Origin of the sequence: Bacillus sp. MMSF_3328, assembly GCF_030733525.1 — a bacterium.
GTDB lineage: Bacteria > Bacillota > Bacilli > Bacillales > Cytobacillaceae > Bacillus_AB > Bacillus_AB infantis.
Genome location: NZ_JASHIV010000004.1, coordinates 112433 through 129228, shown reverse-complemented (window position 1 = coordinate 129228; position 16796 = coordinate 112433). Strand labels below are relative to the sequence as shown.

The 16796-nt window shown below is 47.0% G+C and carries 18 protein-coding genes; 5 read left to right on the top strand and 13 right to left on the bottom strand.

The window, feature by feature from the left end:
- Nucleotides 1-126: 126 nt before the first annotated feature.
- Complete coding sequence (locus RBB45_RS09170) at nt 127-408, bottom strand: hypothetical protein (protein ID WP_009792437.1); 282 nt, start codon at nt 406-408, stop codon at nt 127-129.
- Nucleotides 409-619: 211 nt separating this feature from the next.
- On the opposite strand from RBB45_RS09170, the gene RBB45_RS09165 reads away from it, so the two are divergent.
- Nucleotides 620-1417 carry a hypothetical protein gene (locus RBB45_RS09165; RefSeq protein ID WP_094768029.1) on the top strand — a complete coding sequence of 266 codons (798 nt, stop codon included), beginning with the start codon at nt 620-622 and terminating at the stop codon, nt 1415-1417.
- Nucleotides 1418-1519: 102 nt separating this feature from the next.
- Entirely contained in the window at nt 1520-2002 is a 483-nt protein-coding gene (locus RBB45_RS09160) for a DinB family protein (protein WP_094768028.1), read from the top strand.
- A gap of 51 nt (nt 2003-2053) precedes the next feature.
- Here the strand turns inward: RBB45_RS09160 and RBB45_RS09155 are convergent, their stop codons facing one another.
- The gene (locus RBB45_RS09155; RefSeq protein WP_094768027.1) at nt 2054-2614 is read right to left on the bottom strand and encodes a sugar O-acetyltransferase; all 561 of its coding nucleotides are present in this window, start codon (nt 2612-2614) and stop codon (nt 2054-2056) included.
- Nucleotides 2615-2761: 147 nt separating this feature from the next.
- Between RBB45_RS09155 and RBB45_RS09150 the strand changes: the two genes are divergently transcribed.
- Nucleotides 2762-3139, top strand: coding sequence for a YidH family protein (locus RBB45_RS09150; RefSeq protein WP_094768026.1), 378 nt, complete (start codon nt 2762-2764; stop codon nt 3137-3139).
- Between the two features lie 44 nt (nt 3140-3183).
- Here the strand turns inward: RBB45_RS09150 and RBB45_RS09145 are convergent, their stop codons facing one another.
- Nucleotides 3184-3684, bottom strand: a complete 501-nt coding sequence (locus RBB45_RS09145) for a cupin domain-containing protein (protein WP_022543290.1) — start codon at nt 3682-3684, stop codon at nt 3184-3186.
- A gap of 21 nt (nt 3685-3705) precedes the next feature.
- Nucleotides 3706-4551: a KPN_02809 family neutral zinc metallopeptidase gene (gene ypfJ, locus RBB45_RS09140; RefSeq protein ID WP_094768025.1), complete on the bottom strand. Its 846-nt coding sequence runs from the start codon at nt 4549-4551 to the stop codon at nt 3706-3708.
- A gap of 174 nt (nt 4552-4725) precedes the next feature.
- Here ypfJ and RBB45_RS09135 point away from each other — a divergent pair, with 174 nt between their 5' ends.
- A complete protein-coding gene (locus tag RBB45_RS09135) occupies nt 4726-5784 on the top strand; it encodes a sulfite oxidase (protein ID WP_306009492.1) in 1059 nt (352 codons plus the stop codon).
- A gap of 163 nt (nt 5785-5947) precedes the next feature.
- Here the strand turns inward: RBB45_RS09135 and RBB45_RS09130 are convergent, their stop codons facing one another.
- From RBB45_RS09130 to RBB45_RS09100, 7 genes are all read right to left on the bottom strand, one after another.
- Complete coding sequence (locus tag RBB45_RS09130; RefSeq protein ID WP_306009491.1) at nt 5948-7135, bottom strand: hypothetical protein; 1188 nt, start codon at nt 7133-7135, stop codon at nt 5948-5950.
- The gene (locus RBB45_RS09125; protein ID WP_165352695.1) at nt 7120-8376 is read right to left on the bottom strand and encodes a hypothetical protein; all 1257 of its coding nucleotides are present in this window, start codon (nt 8374-8376) and stop codon (nt 7120-7122) included. Before RBB45_RS09125 ends, RBB45_RS09130 begins: the two co-directional genes overlap by 16 nt.
- Entirely contained in the window at nt 8373-9251 is an 879-nt protein-coding gene (locus tag RBB45_RS09120; RefSeq protein WP_129613881.1) for an ABC transporter ATP-binding protein, read from the bottom strand. The genes RBB45_RS09125 and RBB45_RS09120 overlap by 4 nt, the downstream gene beginning before the upstream one ends.
- Nucleotides 9245-10015 (bottom strand): hypothetical protein, encoded by a 771-nt coding sequence (locus RBB45_RS09115; RefSeq protein ID WP_129613880.1) that lies wholly within the window; start codon nt 10013-10015, stop codon nt 9245-9247. The genes RBB45_RS09120 and RBB45_RS09115 overlap by 7 nt, the downstream gene beginning before the upstream one ends.
- Nucleotides 10002-10568 (bottom strand): RNA polymerase sigma factor, encoded by a 567-nt coding sequence (locus tag RBB45_RS09110; RefSeq protein ID WP_148950626.1) that lies wholly within the window; start codon nt 10566-10568, stop codon nt 10002-10004. The genes RBB45_RS09115 and RBB45_RS09110 overlap by 14 nt, the downstream gene beginning before the upstream one ends.
- A gap of 147 nt (nt 10569-10715) precedes the next feature.
- Nucleotides 10716-12230, bottom strand: a complete 1515-nt coding sequence (locus RBB45_RS09105) for an MDR family MFS transporter (protein ID WP_129613878.1) — start codon at nt 12228-12230, stop codon at nt 10716-10718.
- 121 nt (nt 12231-12351) lie between these two features.
- A complete protein-coding gene (locus RBB45_RS09100; protein ID WP_094768019.1) occupies nt 12352-13092 on the bottom strand; it encodes a DUF1836 domain-containing protein in 741 nt (246 codons plus the stop codon).
- A 249-nt stretch (nt 13093-13341) separates the two neighbouring features.
- Here RBB45_RS09100 and htpX point away from each other — a divergent pair, with 249 nt between their 5' ends.
- The gene (gene htpX, locus RBB45_RS09095) at nt 13342-14220 is read left to right on the top strand and encodes a protease HtpX (protein WP_101552025.1); all 879 of its coding nucleotides are present in this window, start codon (nt 13342-13344) and stop codon (nt 14218-14220) included.
- 135 nt (nt 14221-14355) lie between these two features.
- Here the strand turns inward: htpX and RBB45_RS09090 are convergent, their stop codons facing one another.
- A complete protein-coding gene (locus RBB45_RS09090; RefSeq protein WP_094768017.1) occupies nt 14356-15339 on the bottom strand; it encodes a bile acid:sodium symporter family protein in 984 nt (327 codons plus the stop codon).
- Between the two features lie 21 nt (nt 15340-15360).
- Nucleotides 15361-16734 (bottom strand): FAD-binding oxidoreductase, encoded by a 1374-nt coding sequence (locus tag RBB45_RS09085; protein WP_094768016.1) that lies wholly within the window; start codon nt 16732-16734, stop codon nt 15361-15363.
- Nucleotides 16735-16796 lie beyond the last annotated feature (62 nt).

Here is a 16796-nt window from a genome sequence, read left to right as displayed (position 1 = left end):
ATTAAGATACCATACGTAGGTGAAAAACGAGTGAAAAAATCAGCCTTCTCCATCTGCCTCATTGTCCAAAAGAAAAAAGACTCTGCTTATGAGTCTTTCTGCTTTCAACTATTATGTTTTGAGCTGCTAGCTTAACAGTTTTCCGAAAAAAACGATATAAGTTAAGAATCCTGAAAGTCCCAGTGTTATTGCAAGTGAAGCAACACTCCTCACCAGTCCCATCCTGTTCTGGATGCCGCCAAATCCCATAACAGCTACAACAAAGGCCGCCAGAGTAAGGTAAAGCAATATTTCGAGCGGGTCAAGGCCGAAGAGGGAATCATCGATCGGTCCTGAAAAAGCAGCCTCCATAAACAGCAGGAAACAAATGATAGAGAAAATGAAAGACCAGACATTCACTTTTTGCATATAAACCTCCCAATTAAGAACATTGCAAGCTTGCCGTTATGGGGTTACACACAACCATATCCTTATATTACCAAAAATTAAGAAAAAATAAATCCTTTCATATTTTTAATTCTATTTTATTTTCACCTGTTTTTCACCAAGGTTCCCTATAGTAAAGCATGTACACAGCAAGACGATCCAAAATTCTAATAAAAAATGGAGGTATTTATTGATGAAGAAAAAATGGGCTGGATATGCACTTACAGGAGCATTGTCGCTAAGCCTCATTGGCGGAACGGCATTCAAGGCAATGGCCGCAGAGGAAAGCGGGACAGGGACTGCACCTGCTTCGGCCGGACAAGTATTGGATGACAGCACCAAGGCAAAGGTTCAGGCGATCATGGACAAAATGAAAGAAGAACTGGCTGCGATCGGTGTTGAAGTTCCTGCAAAAAGAGAAAAAGAGGACCTTTTTGCTAACCTTGATGAAGAGACAAAAGCAAAAGCTCAGGCTATTCAGGATCAGGTTATGGCTGGCTCTCTCGCCCGCGAAGAAGCTAATGAGCAGTTAAAGGCTCTCGGCATCACTCTTCCTGACCATCATGGCAAAGGAGATCCTTTTGCGGATCTGGATGAGGATACGAAAGCTAAAGTACAGGCCATTCAAGATAAGGTCAAAGACGGCTCCCTTACTCGTGATGAAGCTAATGAGCAATTGAAGGCTCTTGGCATCACTCTTCCTGACCATCATGGCAAAGGAGGTCCTTTCGCGGATCTGGATGAAGAAACGAAAGCTAAAGTACAGGCCATTCAAGATAAGGTCAAAGATGGCTCACTTACTCGTGATGAAGCTAATGAGCAAATAAAAGCACTAGGCATCACTCTTCCTGGGAGGCATGGCAAAGGAGATCCGTTCGCTGATCTCGATGAAGAGACGAAAGCTAAAGCCGAGAGCATTATGGATTCTGCCAAAGAAGAACTGGAAGAGCTTGGTGTAGAGAAGCCTCTGATGGGCGGACACAAATTTTAATAGTGCAGGGACCTTCATACGGAGGTCCCTCTTCTTTTTAAAAGCAGGAATTCACTCTGCTCAGAAAGAAAAGAGAGTGATAACTAATTAAGGGGGAAGCTTATGAGGAAAGAAGATATTATTGAAGAAAAATCAAGTTTCATTAACTGGGTGAACTCACTGGCACAAATGGATGAAGAACTATGGTTCCTCCCTTTCCGGGAAGGCTCCTGGGGAACAGCCGATGTGGTTTCCCACTTTATTACCTGGGATCGATTTGTCATCAGCCGGCGTATGTCTGCCCTGCTGAGCAAAGAGGAAATTCCTTCTGAAAAAATTGATGCAGATGCAATGAATATGGAAGCGGGACAATACGCGAGGTCAGGCATCAGCAAAAAAATGCTGATCAGTGAGTTTGCTGAGGCAAGAAAAGAGCTTCTCTTACTTTTGGAAAAACTGGAGCCGGAAAGATTTCAGGAGCTGTACCCCGGGAGGGACATGACAATCGGCCAATACTTTGCCGGATTGATTGAGCATGACCACAAGCATAAGAAGGAAATTGAGGATCATTGGGAGCATTATGTGAAGCAGACCAGCCGGCAATAGGCCAGTCTGCTTTTTTTATAGTGAATCTTTGAGAGTTGATCATGAAGAAGATTAGACGTCTATAAACTTAATCACTCTCGCCGGGTTTCCGCCTACTACAGCATTATCAGGCACATCCTTTGTTACAACTGCACCTGAGGCGATGACTGCATTATTCCCGATTTTAACGCCCGGATTAATAACCGCCCTGCCCCCGATCCAGACATTATTTCCGATGGTGACGGGCTTCCCGAACTCCGGACCGGCATTCCGCTCTTCCGGATGCAGCGGATGCCCTGCTGTATAGATATGTACACCTGGAGCCATAAAGCAGTGATCGCCGATATTCACTTCACACACGTCCAGGATGACACAGTCAAAATTCGCATAAAAATTTTCGCCAACCTTGATGTTATAGCCATAGTCACAGCGGAAGCTTGGTTCAATATAAAGCTGCTTCCCAGTCGATCCCAACAGCTCTTTTAAAAGCGCTGCCCGTTTCTTCTCTTCAGTTTCTTCTGTCAGATTGAACAGCCGTGTCAGTCTGCGTGCATTGGCCCTTTCTTTTACAAGGATTGGATCTGCCGCATCATATAGCTCACCTGCAAGCATCTTTTCTTTTTCAGACAGCATATTAGTGGTACCCCTTCCAGATTGAGAGTTTACCCTTATTCTACTTGCTCTTTGGACAAGGAGCCAGTTGCATCAGGTTGCAGATTAGCCAATTTTCCCAGTGTATGCTACCATTTATCCAACAAACTGATAGTGTGGTGATTGAGGATGGACAATGGGCAGCCTACAAAGGATTCTAAGTATATCCAGCAGCATTTGGCCAATGAGCGGACCTATCTGGCCTGGGTCAGGACAAGCATCACAATTATAGGAGTCGGCTTCCTTATCACAAATCTTCACTTTTCCACTCTTCCGGCTGCTTCGATGATAGGAGACGCCCTGGCGCAGATCATCGGGCTTGCCTCCATTATTGTGGGTATATTGACGATCATCATGACGACAATCGGCTACTTCAGGAAAGGGCATGAAATCAACAGCCAATCATTCAGGTTTTCCAGAAGGATGATTGTTCTCCTCTCAGCTCTTTTGCTGCTCATCTTCGCCGTGTTCGGGTTTTATTATATGTTCGTTTGGGGAATTCTTTAAAGCAATCAAAAGCCTGGCACTCATCTTGTGCCAGGCTTTTTTGTTTATTTCACCCATTTTTCAAGCAGCGGGCCTGTATCTCCATAGACAGGGTCTGTTGCAGGCACCGGTACACTGCGGATATCTGAGAGTGCCTGCGCGCGCCCTCCCGGATCTTTCTTTTTCAAATCATGACTCATTCCATCCGGGTAGGCCCCAACAACCTCAAAGTCTTCTGAGCTGTCGACGTTTTTATGTCCTGTCCCTGCAGGCAGCACAATGACATCCCCCGCTTTCACTTCAACTCTTTCTCCACCGTCCCCGCCTAACAGAATAGTAGCGCGGCCTGAACGGACACCGAGGACTTCGTGAGAGTTGCTGTGATAGTGATGGTAGTCGAACACACCGCCTGTCCATGTGCCGAGCCAGTTATGGCGGGTAAATGTTCCCTCTATCGTATTGGCATTGTCACTGAAGATCCCTTCATAGATGATGACAGGCAATTCCTGATTGTTCGGGATATCACCATTGTCCTGCAGAAAAAATGATCTGACCTGCGTTGCCATGTGCATCCACTCCTTTGTAAGTTATAGATTGCGGGCGCTGAACGTATCGCCGCCCTCTATCGTTCCACTCTGGAAGCCTCTATTGAACCAGCGCTTCCTCTGTTCAGAGGTGCCGTGAGTAAAGCTTTCCGGGACTGCATAGCCCTGTGCCTTTTTCTGGATTGTATCATCCCCGACTGCATGGGCTGCCTGGATCGCTTCCTCCAGATCACCTTGCTCTAGATAACCCATTCCCTGTGCATGATGCGCCCAAACGCCGGCATAATAATCAGCCTGAAGCTCAAACCTGACCTGATATTTATTGAATTCTTCCTGGCTGAGCTTTTGGCGGAGAGGCATAATTTCATCCGTAGTGCCAAGGAGCGTCTGGACATGATGGCCGACTTCATGGGCAACAACATAGGCCATGGCAAAATCGCCAGGCGCCTGGAATTTTTCCCGAAGCTCCCTATAGAAGCTTAAATCAATATAAAGCTTTTGGTCCCCAGGGCAATAAAATGGCCCGACCGATGCTCCTGCTGCTCCGCAGGCAGACTGGACGCTGCCGGTATACAGAACAAGGGTAGGCTCCTTGTACTCCATCCCCCGCTCCTGGAAAATCTCACTCCAGACTTCCTCTGTATCCGCCAGCACTACTGATACAAAATCGGCCAGTTCCCTTTCCTCGGCCGTTTCTTCATAAGGTGCAGGCGACTGCTCGCCTCCGGTCATCCCCAGACCGCCAAGAAGTTCGCCGGGATTGCCTCCCAATAGTGTAATAATCAGGACAATGACAATACCTCCGAGGCCTCCCCCGACGAGCGTTTTGCCGCCCATTCCCCTTCTATCCTCAACATTGGAGCTCGCTCTTCTTCCCTTCCATTTCATGGTTTATCCTCCCTGCTGCCATTTTCTTTCGCAAGAATCATATCTTTTAGTCATATACCCGCACAGGACAGGAATTATCTCCATTAAGGGCCGGAATTTTTTACATATAGGAAAGGCATGATCATCCTGTTTCTATCATATAAATGGATATTTACCGATTCAGGAGGCCGTATTATGCAAAAACCTTTTGTAAGGCCCTATTTGACCACTCATAGCCTGCAGCCTGAGAATCAGGAATCGCCCATTGAGTTCATTTCAGGCAGGAGAGTCGGCAATTCGCTTTTTTACCGGAGAAATCATTTTGCCTATCCTTCGCTTTCAGCATCTGCCTATTGGCTGCCTGTCAATGGGTCAGTTTCTTCACCCCGGCTCTATTCCCTGACCGAATTGATGAATCTCCCATCGAGGACCGTGACCGCCGTTTTGGAATGCGCCGGGAACAAGAGGAGCCTTTTTGAACCCAAAACCTTCGGTGAGCAATGGGAAAAAGGCGCGGTCAGCCAGGGGAGCTGGAAGGGCGTTCCGCTTGCCTCCCTCCTCGAGGGTGCAGGCATCCAAAATGGAGCGGCAGAAGTCATCTTTGAGGGCTATGACTTTGGAGAAAGAACCGATCTTGACGAGGTATATTCGTTTACAAGAAGCCTTCCGCTGGAAAAAGCCCTGCATCCGGATACACTGGTTGCCTACGAATACAACGGAAAGCCGATCCCTTTCAAGCACGGCTTTCCACTAAGACTTATCGTTCCCCAGTGGTACGCAATGGCTTCCGTAAAATGGCTCAAGAGCATCACTGTTGCAGATGCCCCGTTTACAGGACCTTTCCAAACAATCGATTATGTCTATTATCCTCATAAAGAAAAGGATGAAGGAACAGCGCCAGTAACGAAGCTCCATGTCAACAGTTCCATCCGCCATCCATTGGACGGACAGATTCTTCAAACCGGGAGCCATCCTGTCAAAGGCATCGCATGGACCGGTAAAGGGAAAATCGAAAAAGTGGAGGTAAGCACTGACGGGGGTGAAAACTGGAAGGAGGCAAGGCTTGAAAGCCCGGCAGCAAGCGGGTATGAGTGGCAGCCTTGGGTGTATGATTGGAAGGCCGGTAAAGGAGAATATACTCTTATGTCCAGAGCGTATGATACACATGGCCGTGTACAGCCGGCTTCCCCATTTTGGAATAGGAAAGGGTATGGGTATCATGCGATTGATATGGTGAGTGTTAAGGTGGAGTGAAATAATAGCCAGGCACCGATGAAAGGTGCCTGGCTATTATCATGGACTTCAACTAAAATTCTTTAAGCATATCCTGATTGACGGTCAGATGCACAGACAGATGTGCCTGGCAGCCCGGGCTTAACCGACTTTAGATTTACTTCAAATCTTCTATATCAGGCCACTATAAGATATCTCGCTGCTGCTCCCGCTGCTTTTTCCAGAGAATAGCTACTGCGGGCAATAGGATGATCACTCCATAAGTAAAGAAGAATTGAGGCTGCGGATGATCAATTGCCAATGCGTTTCCGAGGAGCATCCTTTGCGTAAGCAGCAAGCAGACACATGCAAAAATCGGGAACTGGAGGCCGATGACACTGATATAATTTTTGCTGATGCTTGAAATGAATATGGCACAAAGAGCGGTGGACAAAGCCAGGATATAGGTTAGCCCGATGACAATCAGCATAAGCTGCCAGAAAGTAAGGTTGTACCAGTATGGATACCCAAGAAAGCTGTTGATATCACTGTTCAAAAAGATTGTAATATTATTGGTAAAATATAACCCGTAATAGACACAAAGAAGGACTGTTGCAATGATGAATGCTGACAGGACGCCTGCCGCTGCCTTCTTTATAAACAATTTTCTCCCAGCCCTGGAGGTATACTGCAGATCAATCATACGGTTCTTATAATCTCTGATCGTAATAGGGAGAATCATAAAAAGAATGCTCACCAGGATTGTTAGGCAGATATTTTGGCTGATGCTGTGAAAATTATCACCTACAGGATATGCCGGGAAAATGGAACGGAAGGATTCATCCTCTAGCAGATCATTGATCCTTGCTTCCTGCCTTTCAGACGGCTTACCTGAAATATAGCCGTAACCAAAGTCTGTGCCGGCAGAATCCATATCTTCCATGATGCCTTCCCGCGTCTGAATTTCCCAGCCTATCTCCTTCTCAGAGAAAAGCTTGTCGTACAATTGTCTTTCAGGGCTGCTTAAATCATTCTTATTATTTAATTCTACTAATTCTGCGTACGAAGCAACATCAGTTTGCTGCGCTTCGTCAAGCTTCTGAATATAGGCGTCTGCACGGTCCAATGCCTCCTGGTATGCCCGCTTGAAATCATCGTACTCTTTTTCATCCAGCTTTCTTCCGTAATCTTCTATCATCTCACTGCTGATTTCATAATAATCTTTGGCTGGACGGCCATTTGCAAAATAAGAAATATCGAAGTCTATAAAAATGTAGTACATCAGCAAATTAATTAAGACAAGCATGATTAGCATGATTGGTCGGAAGATCTTTTTCATTTCCTGCCAGATAATTCTCAAATCCCGGTTCATCCCCTTCATGTTAAGTCGCATCTATTAAAGCTCTTGCAGGACAGCATTACAGCTGCTGCGAGGAAAATCAGCCAGACAACTGAAACCGCCAGCTCAAATCCTGAAATGACGTGCATGGCGCGGTGCATAAACCAGACAAAAGGATTCAGCACCAGATTCACAGGTGTGAAAAGGCCTATAAAGTAACTGGCATGACTGGTTGGAAAGAGCTTCTGAACAGCAAAAATCATGCCGAATAACAAGAGAAAGGCAAAAAAAACAAGATAGCTGTTTCGTATCCATCTTGAAATTAAGGCAGCCATAAGGGTGAAGATGATTATCATGACATAGGAAAGGCCGATAACTGCAGCAAGATACTGTGAAAACGTCATCTCCCTCACTGTCATGAACCAATGCTCCCCTTTATTAAAATAGCTTGACATTGGAACTTGCCAAAACTGGCTGTAGGGAAATACTGCAAAATAGACAGCGAGCCCGGCTGCCAGCAGGACTGTGAACAGTACCAGATTGGACGTCAGGGCTGCCCAGAATTTATCCTGCCAAAGCCTCCTCCCCCTCTTGGAGCTGTAGGCAAGCAGATGCGTTCCCCGGTCAAATTCAAAATTAATGACATGGCCTGTAATCAGTGCCGCAAGAATCACTCCTTCGAGCAGGAAAGCTTTAAACATGGTTTTAAACAGAAGCAAGTGTGTACCGAAGGCCTCCTGTGAATGGAACAGATGCATATGCTCTCCATTTTCCAGGACTTCCTTGAACCGCTCCTCAAATTTTCCATACTGGCTCCTTACCAGCTCTGCTGCCGAACCTGTCAATCCATACTTCTGAATATTGTACTCAGCAATGCCCACCGGATCTATCTTCCGGTATTCTTCATCAGCATATAAACTGCTTGAATAATAGTATTCCAGCAGCCCTGCGTCATTAAATAGCTCCCTTTCTTCTTTTGTATAGTTTTCTAATGGATCGAAGGCATGATCCGTGAAAAAAGAATTCATATCCTTGTAGGTCTTTGATTCTTTCTCTTCTATCGCAAGATTCACTTGCTTCATCAGGGAGTCATAATCATCCTTCATTGCATCCAGGCTCTCGCCAGTAATATCTGTCCCGTAGGCCGCCGCGAATGCTGATGTTTTTTTCAAATCTTCTTTTATGACCGAATTGTTGAGCACAAGATACAAATTAAAGGCCATGAACAGAAAAACAAGACCAAGGACCGAAGGCGATAAAAAGGCTTTGCGGATTTCCCAGCGCAGAACTCTCATTGAGCCGTAATGCCTGCTTCATCTCTATACTCATAGAGAAAAATATCCTCCAGAACAGGCTGAACCTGTTTCCAGTGAGCTGACTGTCTTTCCTCTGCCATAAAACGGATATTCATCCGGCCCTGTTCCTGCCGTTCAGACAGAGACAAAAAGTTTCTTCTAAAATCGGCTGCTTCACTGAATTCGATTTCTGTTTCAAATACTTTCCCGTCCAGCCATCGGCAGATATTAGCGATTGAATCCTTATAAAGGACCTTCGCATCCTTTATCATAATAATTTCATTGGCGATCGACTCAACATCTGAAACGATATGAGTGGATAGGATGACAATCCGGTCTCTTGCCAAATCAGACAGGAGGTTCCTGAATCTGACCCGTTCTTTTGGGTCAAGGCCTGCTGTCGGTTCATCGAGAATCAGGATCTTCGGATCATTCAACATCGCCTGGGCAATCCCCACCCGCTGAATCATCCCTCCTGAAAACTTCCCCATTTTCTTTTTAACCGCACCCTCAAGCGCGACAAGCTTCATGAGATGCGGAATTTTTTCATCCGCCTCCTTCTTTGATATGCCCTTCAAAGCAGCAAGATATTGGAGATACTGATAGGGAGTATAATTTTTGTAATAGCCAAAATCCTGGGGCAGATAGCCAATTAACTCACGGTATGTCTCGCCCATGCTCAAGATATTCTGCCCGCTGTACAGGATTTCACCTTTTCCTGGATGCAGCAGAGTAGTCAGCATCTTGATAAGGGTCGTTTTCCCTGCACCATTCGGGGCAAGCAAACCATATACCCCGTTTGAGAATTCCAGCTGCACATCTTCCAATACTGCATGGCTGCCAAAATGTTTGCTTACGCTATTCACTGTCAGCATAGTGTGTAACCCCCTCTTCTTTTGTTACGAATAAGCAGTTCCTTCAATTTTTTCATATATAAATAGAAAAACAGAGCGATGACTGCCCCATATAAGTACCTGGGAACAGATATGAGCAAGCCCATATATATGGAATTATTCAGTATGACAAGAATAATATTGCCGGCTATCCAAATAACCAGAGCTGCCGCCCGCGCCATATTCGTTTTAAAGAAGCTTAATACATATAAGAACAGCACAGAAAAAATCAGCAGGGAAGCCGTTGATATCAATAAGCCCTGTACAAATTCCACAGCAGCAAACCGTGCAGCAAGAGCCAGCACCCAAATGCTATTAAGAAGAAAACAGAAGACGCTGAATATCAGCATCCGGAAAGCTGCCAGCTGGTGAAGATTATATTTGCAGACCATTTCCAGCTCGTACGTCCCGCTGGCCCTGCTTTTTAAGTACGGCAGGAAGGCGAGGAAGGCATAGAGAAGCGGGGAAACAATCATGATCAAGCTGTACAAGCTTGTTCCCCCGCCAGCCGCCTCTCCTTCACTGGCTGTGGCTGTGATTCCAATCATTAGCATTGCCAGCATGCCGGCGGCCAGGAGCATTTCAAGCCAATCCTTCATAAGAAACCTGAAGCCGATTCTCCTGTACATTCCCTTTATCAAAGTAATGAATGACTCTTTCCTGACATTGCCCTTTTGGACAATCGACGTTATTTCCTCTTCTGAAATCTTTAGCTCGTGAATTTGCCATTCTTTATCTTTCTGCATGCGTAAATCCCTCCTTTTTAGCTTCCTCTCTGATAAATTTGAGGCTGCGATAATACTTTGTTTTTACAGTTGATTCTGGAACCTGAAGTGAAGAGGCAATTTCCTGAAAGGTTTGCTCGCCAAATAGCTTCATCCGGAATATCTGCTGATACGAAGCTTCCATTCGACCCAGCACGGCCAAAACTGCTTCTATCTCTTCTTTTTGCAGGATAGACTCGGAAGAATCTTCATGGCTGCCAATTTCAAGATCTTCAATATCCGCCATCCTCCTGCTTGCTTTGTAATGCTTTGACCTGTAATAATCGACAATTTTATAGGTTGCTATTTTATACAGCCACGTGCGGAAAAGGGCCCTCTTTCCTTCAAACTGATGAAGTCCATGCAGCATATTAATGAAAATTTCCTGGGTCAAATCCTTCGATTGCTCCTGATCAAGAGTCTGTTTGTAGACATAATGATAGATCTCGCGGTAGTAACGGGAAACAAGCTCATTTGCAGCCTCTTCGCTTCCCTTCTTAATTATCTTTTGTATGAGCTTCAAGTCCCGATGCATTTCCCACCACTCTATTCCTTTCAGAATTCTGTTGATTCATAAGCTTATATCTATGTATTCGTAACAAGGCGGCAATTAGTTTTGAACTTTATTTCTTTTTTTGCAAAAAAACAACCGGCAGGATTCCCCCCTGCCGGCCACCTGCCGCTACTCCTGCGGCTTCTCTATTTTTTTGTTGATTTCTACGCGTTCTTTCCCCATAAAGAGAATGGTCACTGCCGCAATGCCGATCGGGATGAGGGCCAGCATAAATATGATGGTGATGCTGTCTGACATCCCTGCAATGATTTTATCAAGAACCGGAGCCGGGATTTTCGCCCGCTCCGCCGGTTCAAACAGCTGCTGCGGGTCGCCCATCGGCATGGCCCCGCCGCCCTGCATGCCTTTAAAAGCATTCTGCAGTTTGTCAGCAAATACATTCTGCTGGACGATTCCGAAGATGGTAATGCCAAGCGTCATGCCAAGCGAACGCAAGAATGAGTTCGTTGAGTTGGCTGAACCGCGGTATCTCGGATCCAGATTGTGGATGGATGCTGTCGGAAGCAGCGAAAATGAAAACCCTACTCCAAAGCCGGTGAGGATCATAAACAGAGTCAAAGCCCATCTGGCTGTATCCGGTGTCATATTGCCAAGGAGAAGCATGCCGGTAAAAAAGGAAATGACCGAGATGACCATCAGATTCCGATAGCTGGTTTTTGTCTGGAAGATCCCCCCGATGGCGCTTCCTGCTACAGAACCAAGCATCATCGGCGTCAGGATCAGTCCCGCATTTTTGGCTGATCCGCCGTATACGGCCTGGACAAAAATCGGGATGTACACAGCCAGGACGACAAAGGTGCCGCCGTAAAGGAATGCAAGGATCTGGGAAGTTGCAAAAAGGCGGCGCTTGAACATCCAAAAGGAAATGATCGGTTCATCCGCCCGCGTTTCCACCCACAGGAATGCAACGAAAAAGAAGACAAAGCCGGCGAACAGTCCGATAATCTGGAAAGAGTCCCAGGCGAATTCCTTTCCGCCGAGCTCAAGGCCGAACATAAGGCTGACAACTGCAGCCACCAGGGTGAAAGCACCGGCCCAGTCAATCTTCTGCCTTTGATAGTCATTGGATTCATGATAGTACTTGATGATCAGGAAGACGGAAACGATGCCGATCGGTACATTTATGTAGAAAACCCAATGCCAGCTGATCCAGTCGGTAATGAATGCTCCGAGCAGCGGGCCCAGGACACTGGCTGTCCCGAACACAGCCCCGAGAAGGCCGGTCATTTTCCCCCGTTTTTCAGGCGGAAAAATATCAAATACAATTGTAAAGGCTATCGGCATGAGGGCTCCTCCGCCAACCCCCTGGATAGCCCGGTAAACGCTGAGCTGGACCATCGACTGGGCAAGTCCGCAAAGGGCAGAGCCGATCAGGAATACAGCCAGTCCAAAAATAAAAAAGCGCTTGCGGCCGTACATATCGGAAAGCTTCCCAAAAATCGGCATGCCCGCCATGACGGTGACCATATAGGCTGAAGTAACCCAGACAAACTGTTCGAATCCGCCCAGGTCTGCCACAATGGTCCCCATCGCTGTGGCAACAATCGTGTTGTCCATCGCTGCCATCAGGATGCCCAGCAGAAGCCCTGCCACTACAAGATTTACATTCTTTTGTTCTGCCACGTTAAACCTCCATTAAAACTGAAATAGGATAGATAAGATATCTATTCAATTTTAATTTTTATCCTTCCAAACATCAATGCCGCCCGTTCGACAAACTCTTACAGAAGTACACTGCGGTACCCTATTCTCCGTTAAGAAACAGGGTCGCACTCACATATTTCCTTGTCAGTGTCTTATAGTAGGCTGACAGCACAGTGAGGGCGGCGGTTGTCAGCACATTGGATACAATCTCTTTTTGAGGTCTGGTCAAATTCGTGTATCCTTCCACTATTGAAGCCGATTCTCTCCGGATCTCCTGTTCTACCTGAAATTGCGCGGTGCCTTCAGCCAGCTTCTGCGGATGCACCTTTTCAAAAATGCCGGCATATCCAGCGTAGAAGATGATCGGATCAATCACATCGTCTGTCCTATCTTCCGGATTATTAAAAAGAAGTGTCAGTATCTTACGGATAGAGCCAAAATCCAAAGCCGACTTCAGATCCTCCACAATAAAAAGAATGGCCGCCTGGTCAATGGTATACTTCTTCCCGGCCTGCGGCGTCCCAACCAGCTCGCGCATTTCTCTTTTCACCCAGTTCTGGACTGCTGTGGAGGAAAGATTCGTATACTCGATCTGATTTCCGAGCGAGACAATTTCATTGACGCTGAAGCCCGGAACCGGGGGAGTCTGCCTCATAATTTTTTCAAATACAGCAGGCATATCCGTCTCTATAAATATCTCAAGCTTCTTTCCATATATATTGGTCAGATGGCCCGATTTCCATGCTTCTTGCAGCACAGCCTTCGGGTTCTTCTCCCCTTCCCCCCTGAGGGCAAATAAAAGCTCCGCCATCCTGGCCCTCGACAACTGAAACAACTCCATACTCATTCATCTCCCGACCGATACTTTGTAACCCTATCCTAAATCTTTCCCCTGACACCGTCAACGGTGCTTCCGCGTGCCTGGCACCATCCGTGGATAAAAATGGCGTATTTGTCTTTTTCCGGTGTCAGGCACGGAGTGTTTGAGGAGAATGTTTTATACTTGCTTATTTGTGCATAATCATATAAAATAAGGTCAAGTTACAAGTTCAAATGACCTTAAAATTTTATATAAAAAGGATGAGAAGAATTGGGTAAAAGGATATTTTACTTTTTATTGACCAATGTGCTGGTTCTGTTGACCATCTCGATTATTTTTTCACTGATCGGCGGCGGAAATTACATGAATGCACAGGGCGGGATTGATTTCGCTTCCCTGCTGATATTCAGTGCTGTCATTGGTTTCTCCGGATCTTTCATCTCCCTGGCAATGTCGCGCTGGATGGCAAAGCGGATGATGAATGTCCAGGTGCTGAAGCCTGAAGGGTCTTTATCTCCTTCTGAAAGACAGATTGTTGAAAAAGTCCACCGCCTCTCAAGGGCAGCAGGACTCACACATATGCCGGAGGTCGGAATCTATCATTCCCCTGAGGTTAACGCATTTGCGACCGGGCCTTCCAAAAAGCGTTCATTGGTTGCAGTATCGACTGGCCTGCTTCAGGAAATGGATGATGATGCCATTGAAGGCGTTATTGCCCATGAAGTTGCCCATATTGCCAATGGCGATATGGTGACCATGACCCTCCTGCAGGGTGTAGTCAACACATTCGTCGTCTTCCTGGCCCGTATTGCTGCCTGGGTGGCATCACGTTTTGTAAGGGAAGAGATGGCTCCGATTGTCCACTTCATCGCAGTGATTATCTTCCAGATCGCATTCTCGATCCTTGGAAGCCTGGTCGTGTTCGCCTACTCAAGGCATCGTGAATACCACGCAGACCGGGGAGGCGCAGATCTTGCCGGCAGGGATAAAATGACCCATGCCCTCCAAATGCTGAAAGCCTACTCTGCCCGTATGAAAGGCGAAGAGCAGACAGCGATATCAACCTTGAAAATTAATAACAAAGGCAAGCGTTCCCTATTCTCAACCCACCCTGATCTGGATGAGAGAATCAGACGTTTGAACAGCTAATAACACAAATGCTGGCCCGTTAAAGGCCGCCTTCCCCCGGCGGATTTAGCGGGCCGGCATTTTTTTGCTTCTGCTTTCTTTCCTGAAAACGAAAAGCACTGCTGCTGCAGTGCTTCTCCTAAATCTCAAATTCTGCTATACATTTGTTTTCGCATTTCCTTCACTAATGGGGTAATCTTCTTCCGCTCTTTCGGAAACAGGCTTCTTCGACCAATAGGTAGCCAAAATCGGGCCGGATATATTATGCCATACAGCACCAGCTACACTCGGCAGTGCTGCGAGAGGGCCAAAATGGGCCGTGGCAAGCGCCACACCAAGACCTGAGTTCTGCATGCCGACCTCAATGCTGATGGCTCTCCTTGTGCTTTCATCCAGCCTTAAGGCTGACGCGGCCAAATAGCCCAATAAAAGCCCCAATCCATTGTGAAGCGCTACAGCTGCAAAGGTCAGCAGCCCTGCCGATGCAATGTTGGCTACATTTCCTGCTACCACAGCTGCGACAATAATAATGATGGCAAGTACGGAAATAAGCGGAATGATCGTGATGCCTTTTTCTACAGCCTGCGGCATAAAACGGCGGATAAGCAGGCCTAGAACGATCGGTACAATGATGACCTGAACAATTGATAGGATCATGGCTTTCGCATCCACCGGCATCCACTGGCCTGCCAGCAGCAGCAGGATAAAGGGGGTTGCCAGCGGGGCAAGCAGCGTTGAAAACGAAGTCATAGCGATGGAAAGAGGCAGATTCCCTTTTGCCAAGTAAACCATCACATTGGAAGCCGTTCCCCCTGGTACAGACCCAAGCAGGACCAGGCCGGCTGCAAGCTCTGCAGGCAGATCCAGAAGGTAAGCAATTGCAAATGCCCCGAGCGGCATGATGATGAACTGGGCACAGACACCGATGATAACAGGCACCGGATTTTTAAAAATAAGATTAAAGTCGGTCCCTTTCAAGGTCAGCCCCATTCCAAACATAACAACGCCAAGCAGGATGGTGATATAGCTGCCGAACACAAGGAATGGGTCAGGCAGCAGGTAAGCAATTATCGCCATGCAGATGACCCATATGGCAAAATATTTGCCGGCAATTGTACTGATTGTTTCAAGAACCTTCATCAATTTTCCCCCGCTTTCTTTTTAAACAAGTTTATTGGGATTCAGGAGGCCTTCAGGATCAATGGCCCGCTTGATTTTCTTCATCACCTCATAGGCCGCGCCATGCTCCTTCTCCTGATACTTCTGCTTGCCGATTCCGACCCCATGCTCTCCTGTACAGGTCCCGCCGCGCTCCAGTGCATACATGACAATCCGTTCATTGAACTCCTCTGCCTGCTGCACCTCCAGCGGATCATCCATATTGATCATCAGCAGCACATGAAAATTCCCGTCCCCGACATGCCCGACTATGCCCCCGGCCAATCCCAGTGCATCGAGGTGGACCTTGCTGTGTTCCACAGCTCCGGCCAGTTCTGATATAGGCAGGCATACATCTGTTACCATCATCTTCTTTCCAGGATACCCGTGAATATAAGCATAAGCGAGATTATGGCGCGCCTCCCAGAGCTGCGTCCTGGAAGCGTTGTCAGTTTCAAAGTCAATTTGTTCTGCCTGGCATTCCTCAGCGATCGCCTTCATGAATTCAACATCCTGCTTCAGCCCGGCCCCGTTTCCATGAAACTCCAGAAACAGCGTCGGCTTTTCAGCATACCCGGTACCGCTGAATAAATTAACCTGCTTCATTGAAGCCTCATCAACTAGCTCTCCCCTGGCTATCGGAATTCCTGCCTGGAGGATGCTGACGATTGCTTCGACCGCAGAGGTGATGGTGGGAAATGAAGCCCTTGCCGCCAGAATGGCTTCCGGTATGCCATACACCTTCAAGGTCAATTCAGTAAAGCATCCCAGCGTCCCTTCAGATCCGACAAACAGTCCATTCAAATGATAGCCGGAGGATGATTTGGCCGCCAGATTGCCTGTATGTATAATGGTCCCGTCAGCTGTCACCACTTCAAGATCGCGAACCTGATCCCGCATCACTCCATACCTGACCGAGGTTGTCCCGCTTGCATTGGTCGCAGCCATCCCGCCTAAAGTGGCATCTGCCCCAGGATCAACCGGGAAAAACAAACCATATTTCTTCAGGACTTTGTTAAGCTGGGACCGGGTAACGCCCGGCTGCACCCGCACAAGAAAATCCTTTTCCCTGACCTCCAGCACTTTATCCATTTTTGAAAAATCGACAGTTATCCCGCCGTTATAGGGGATCACATGTCCTTCCAGGCTGGTTCCGCGCCCAAATGGGATAACCGGCATTTTATGCCGCCTGGCAGTTATGATGATTTTTTGGACATCCTCCGTCGATTCCGGAAAGACGACGACATCCGGCAGGCTTTCTTTATGATAGGATTCATCCCGGCTTCGCTGCTCCCTTTCTGTTTGATTGACAGAAACCTGCCCTTCTCTTAACATACTCTGCAGTTCTCCTATCGCTTCCGCGCTGACTGTATTCATGCATCTCTCTCCCTGCTGAATAATGGTTCATACCAATTAGTTATATATTCAGATTGGTCCAA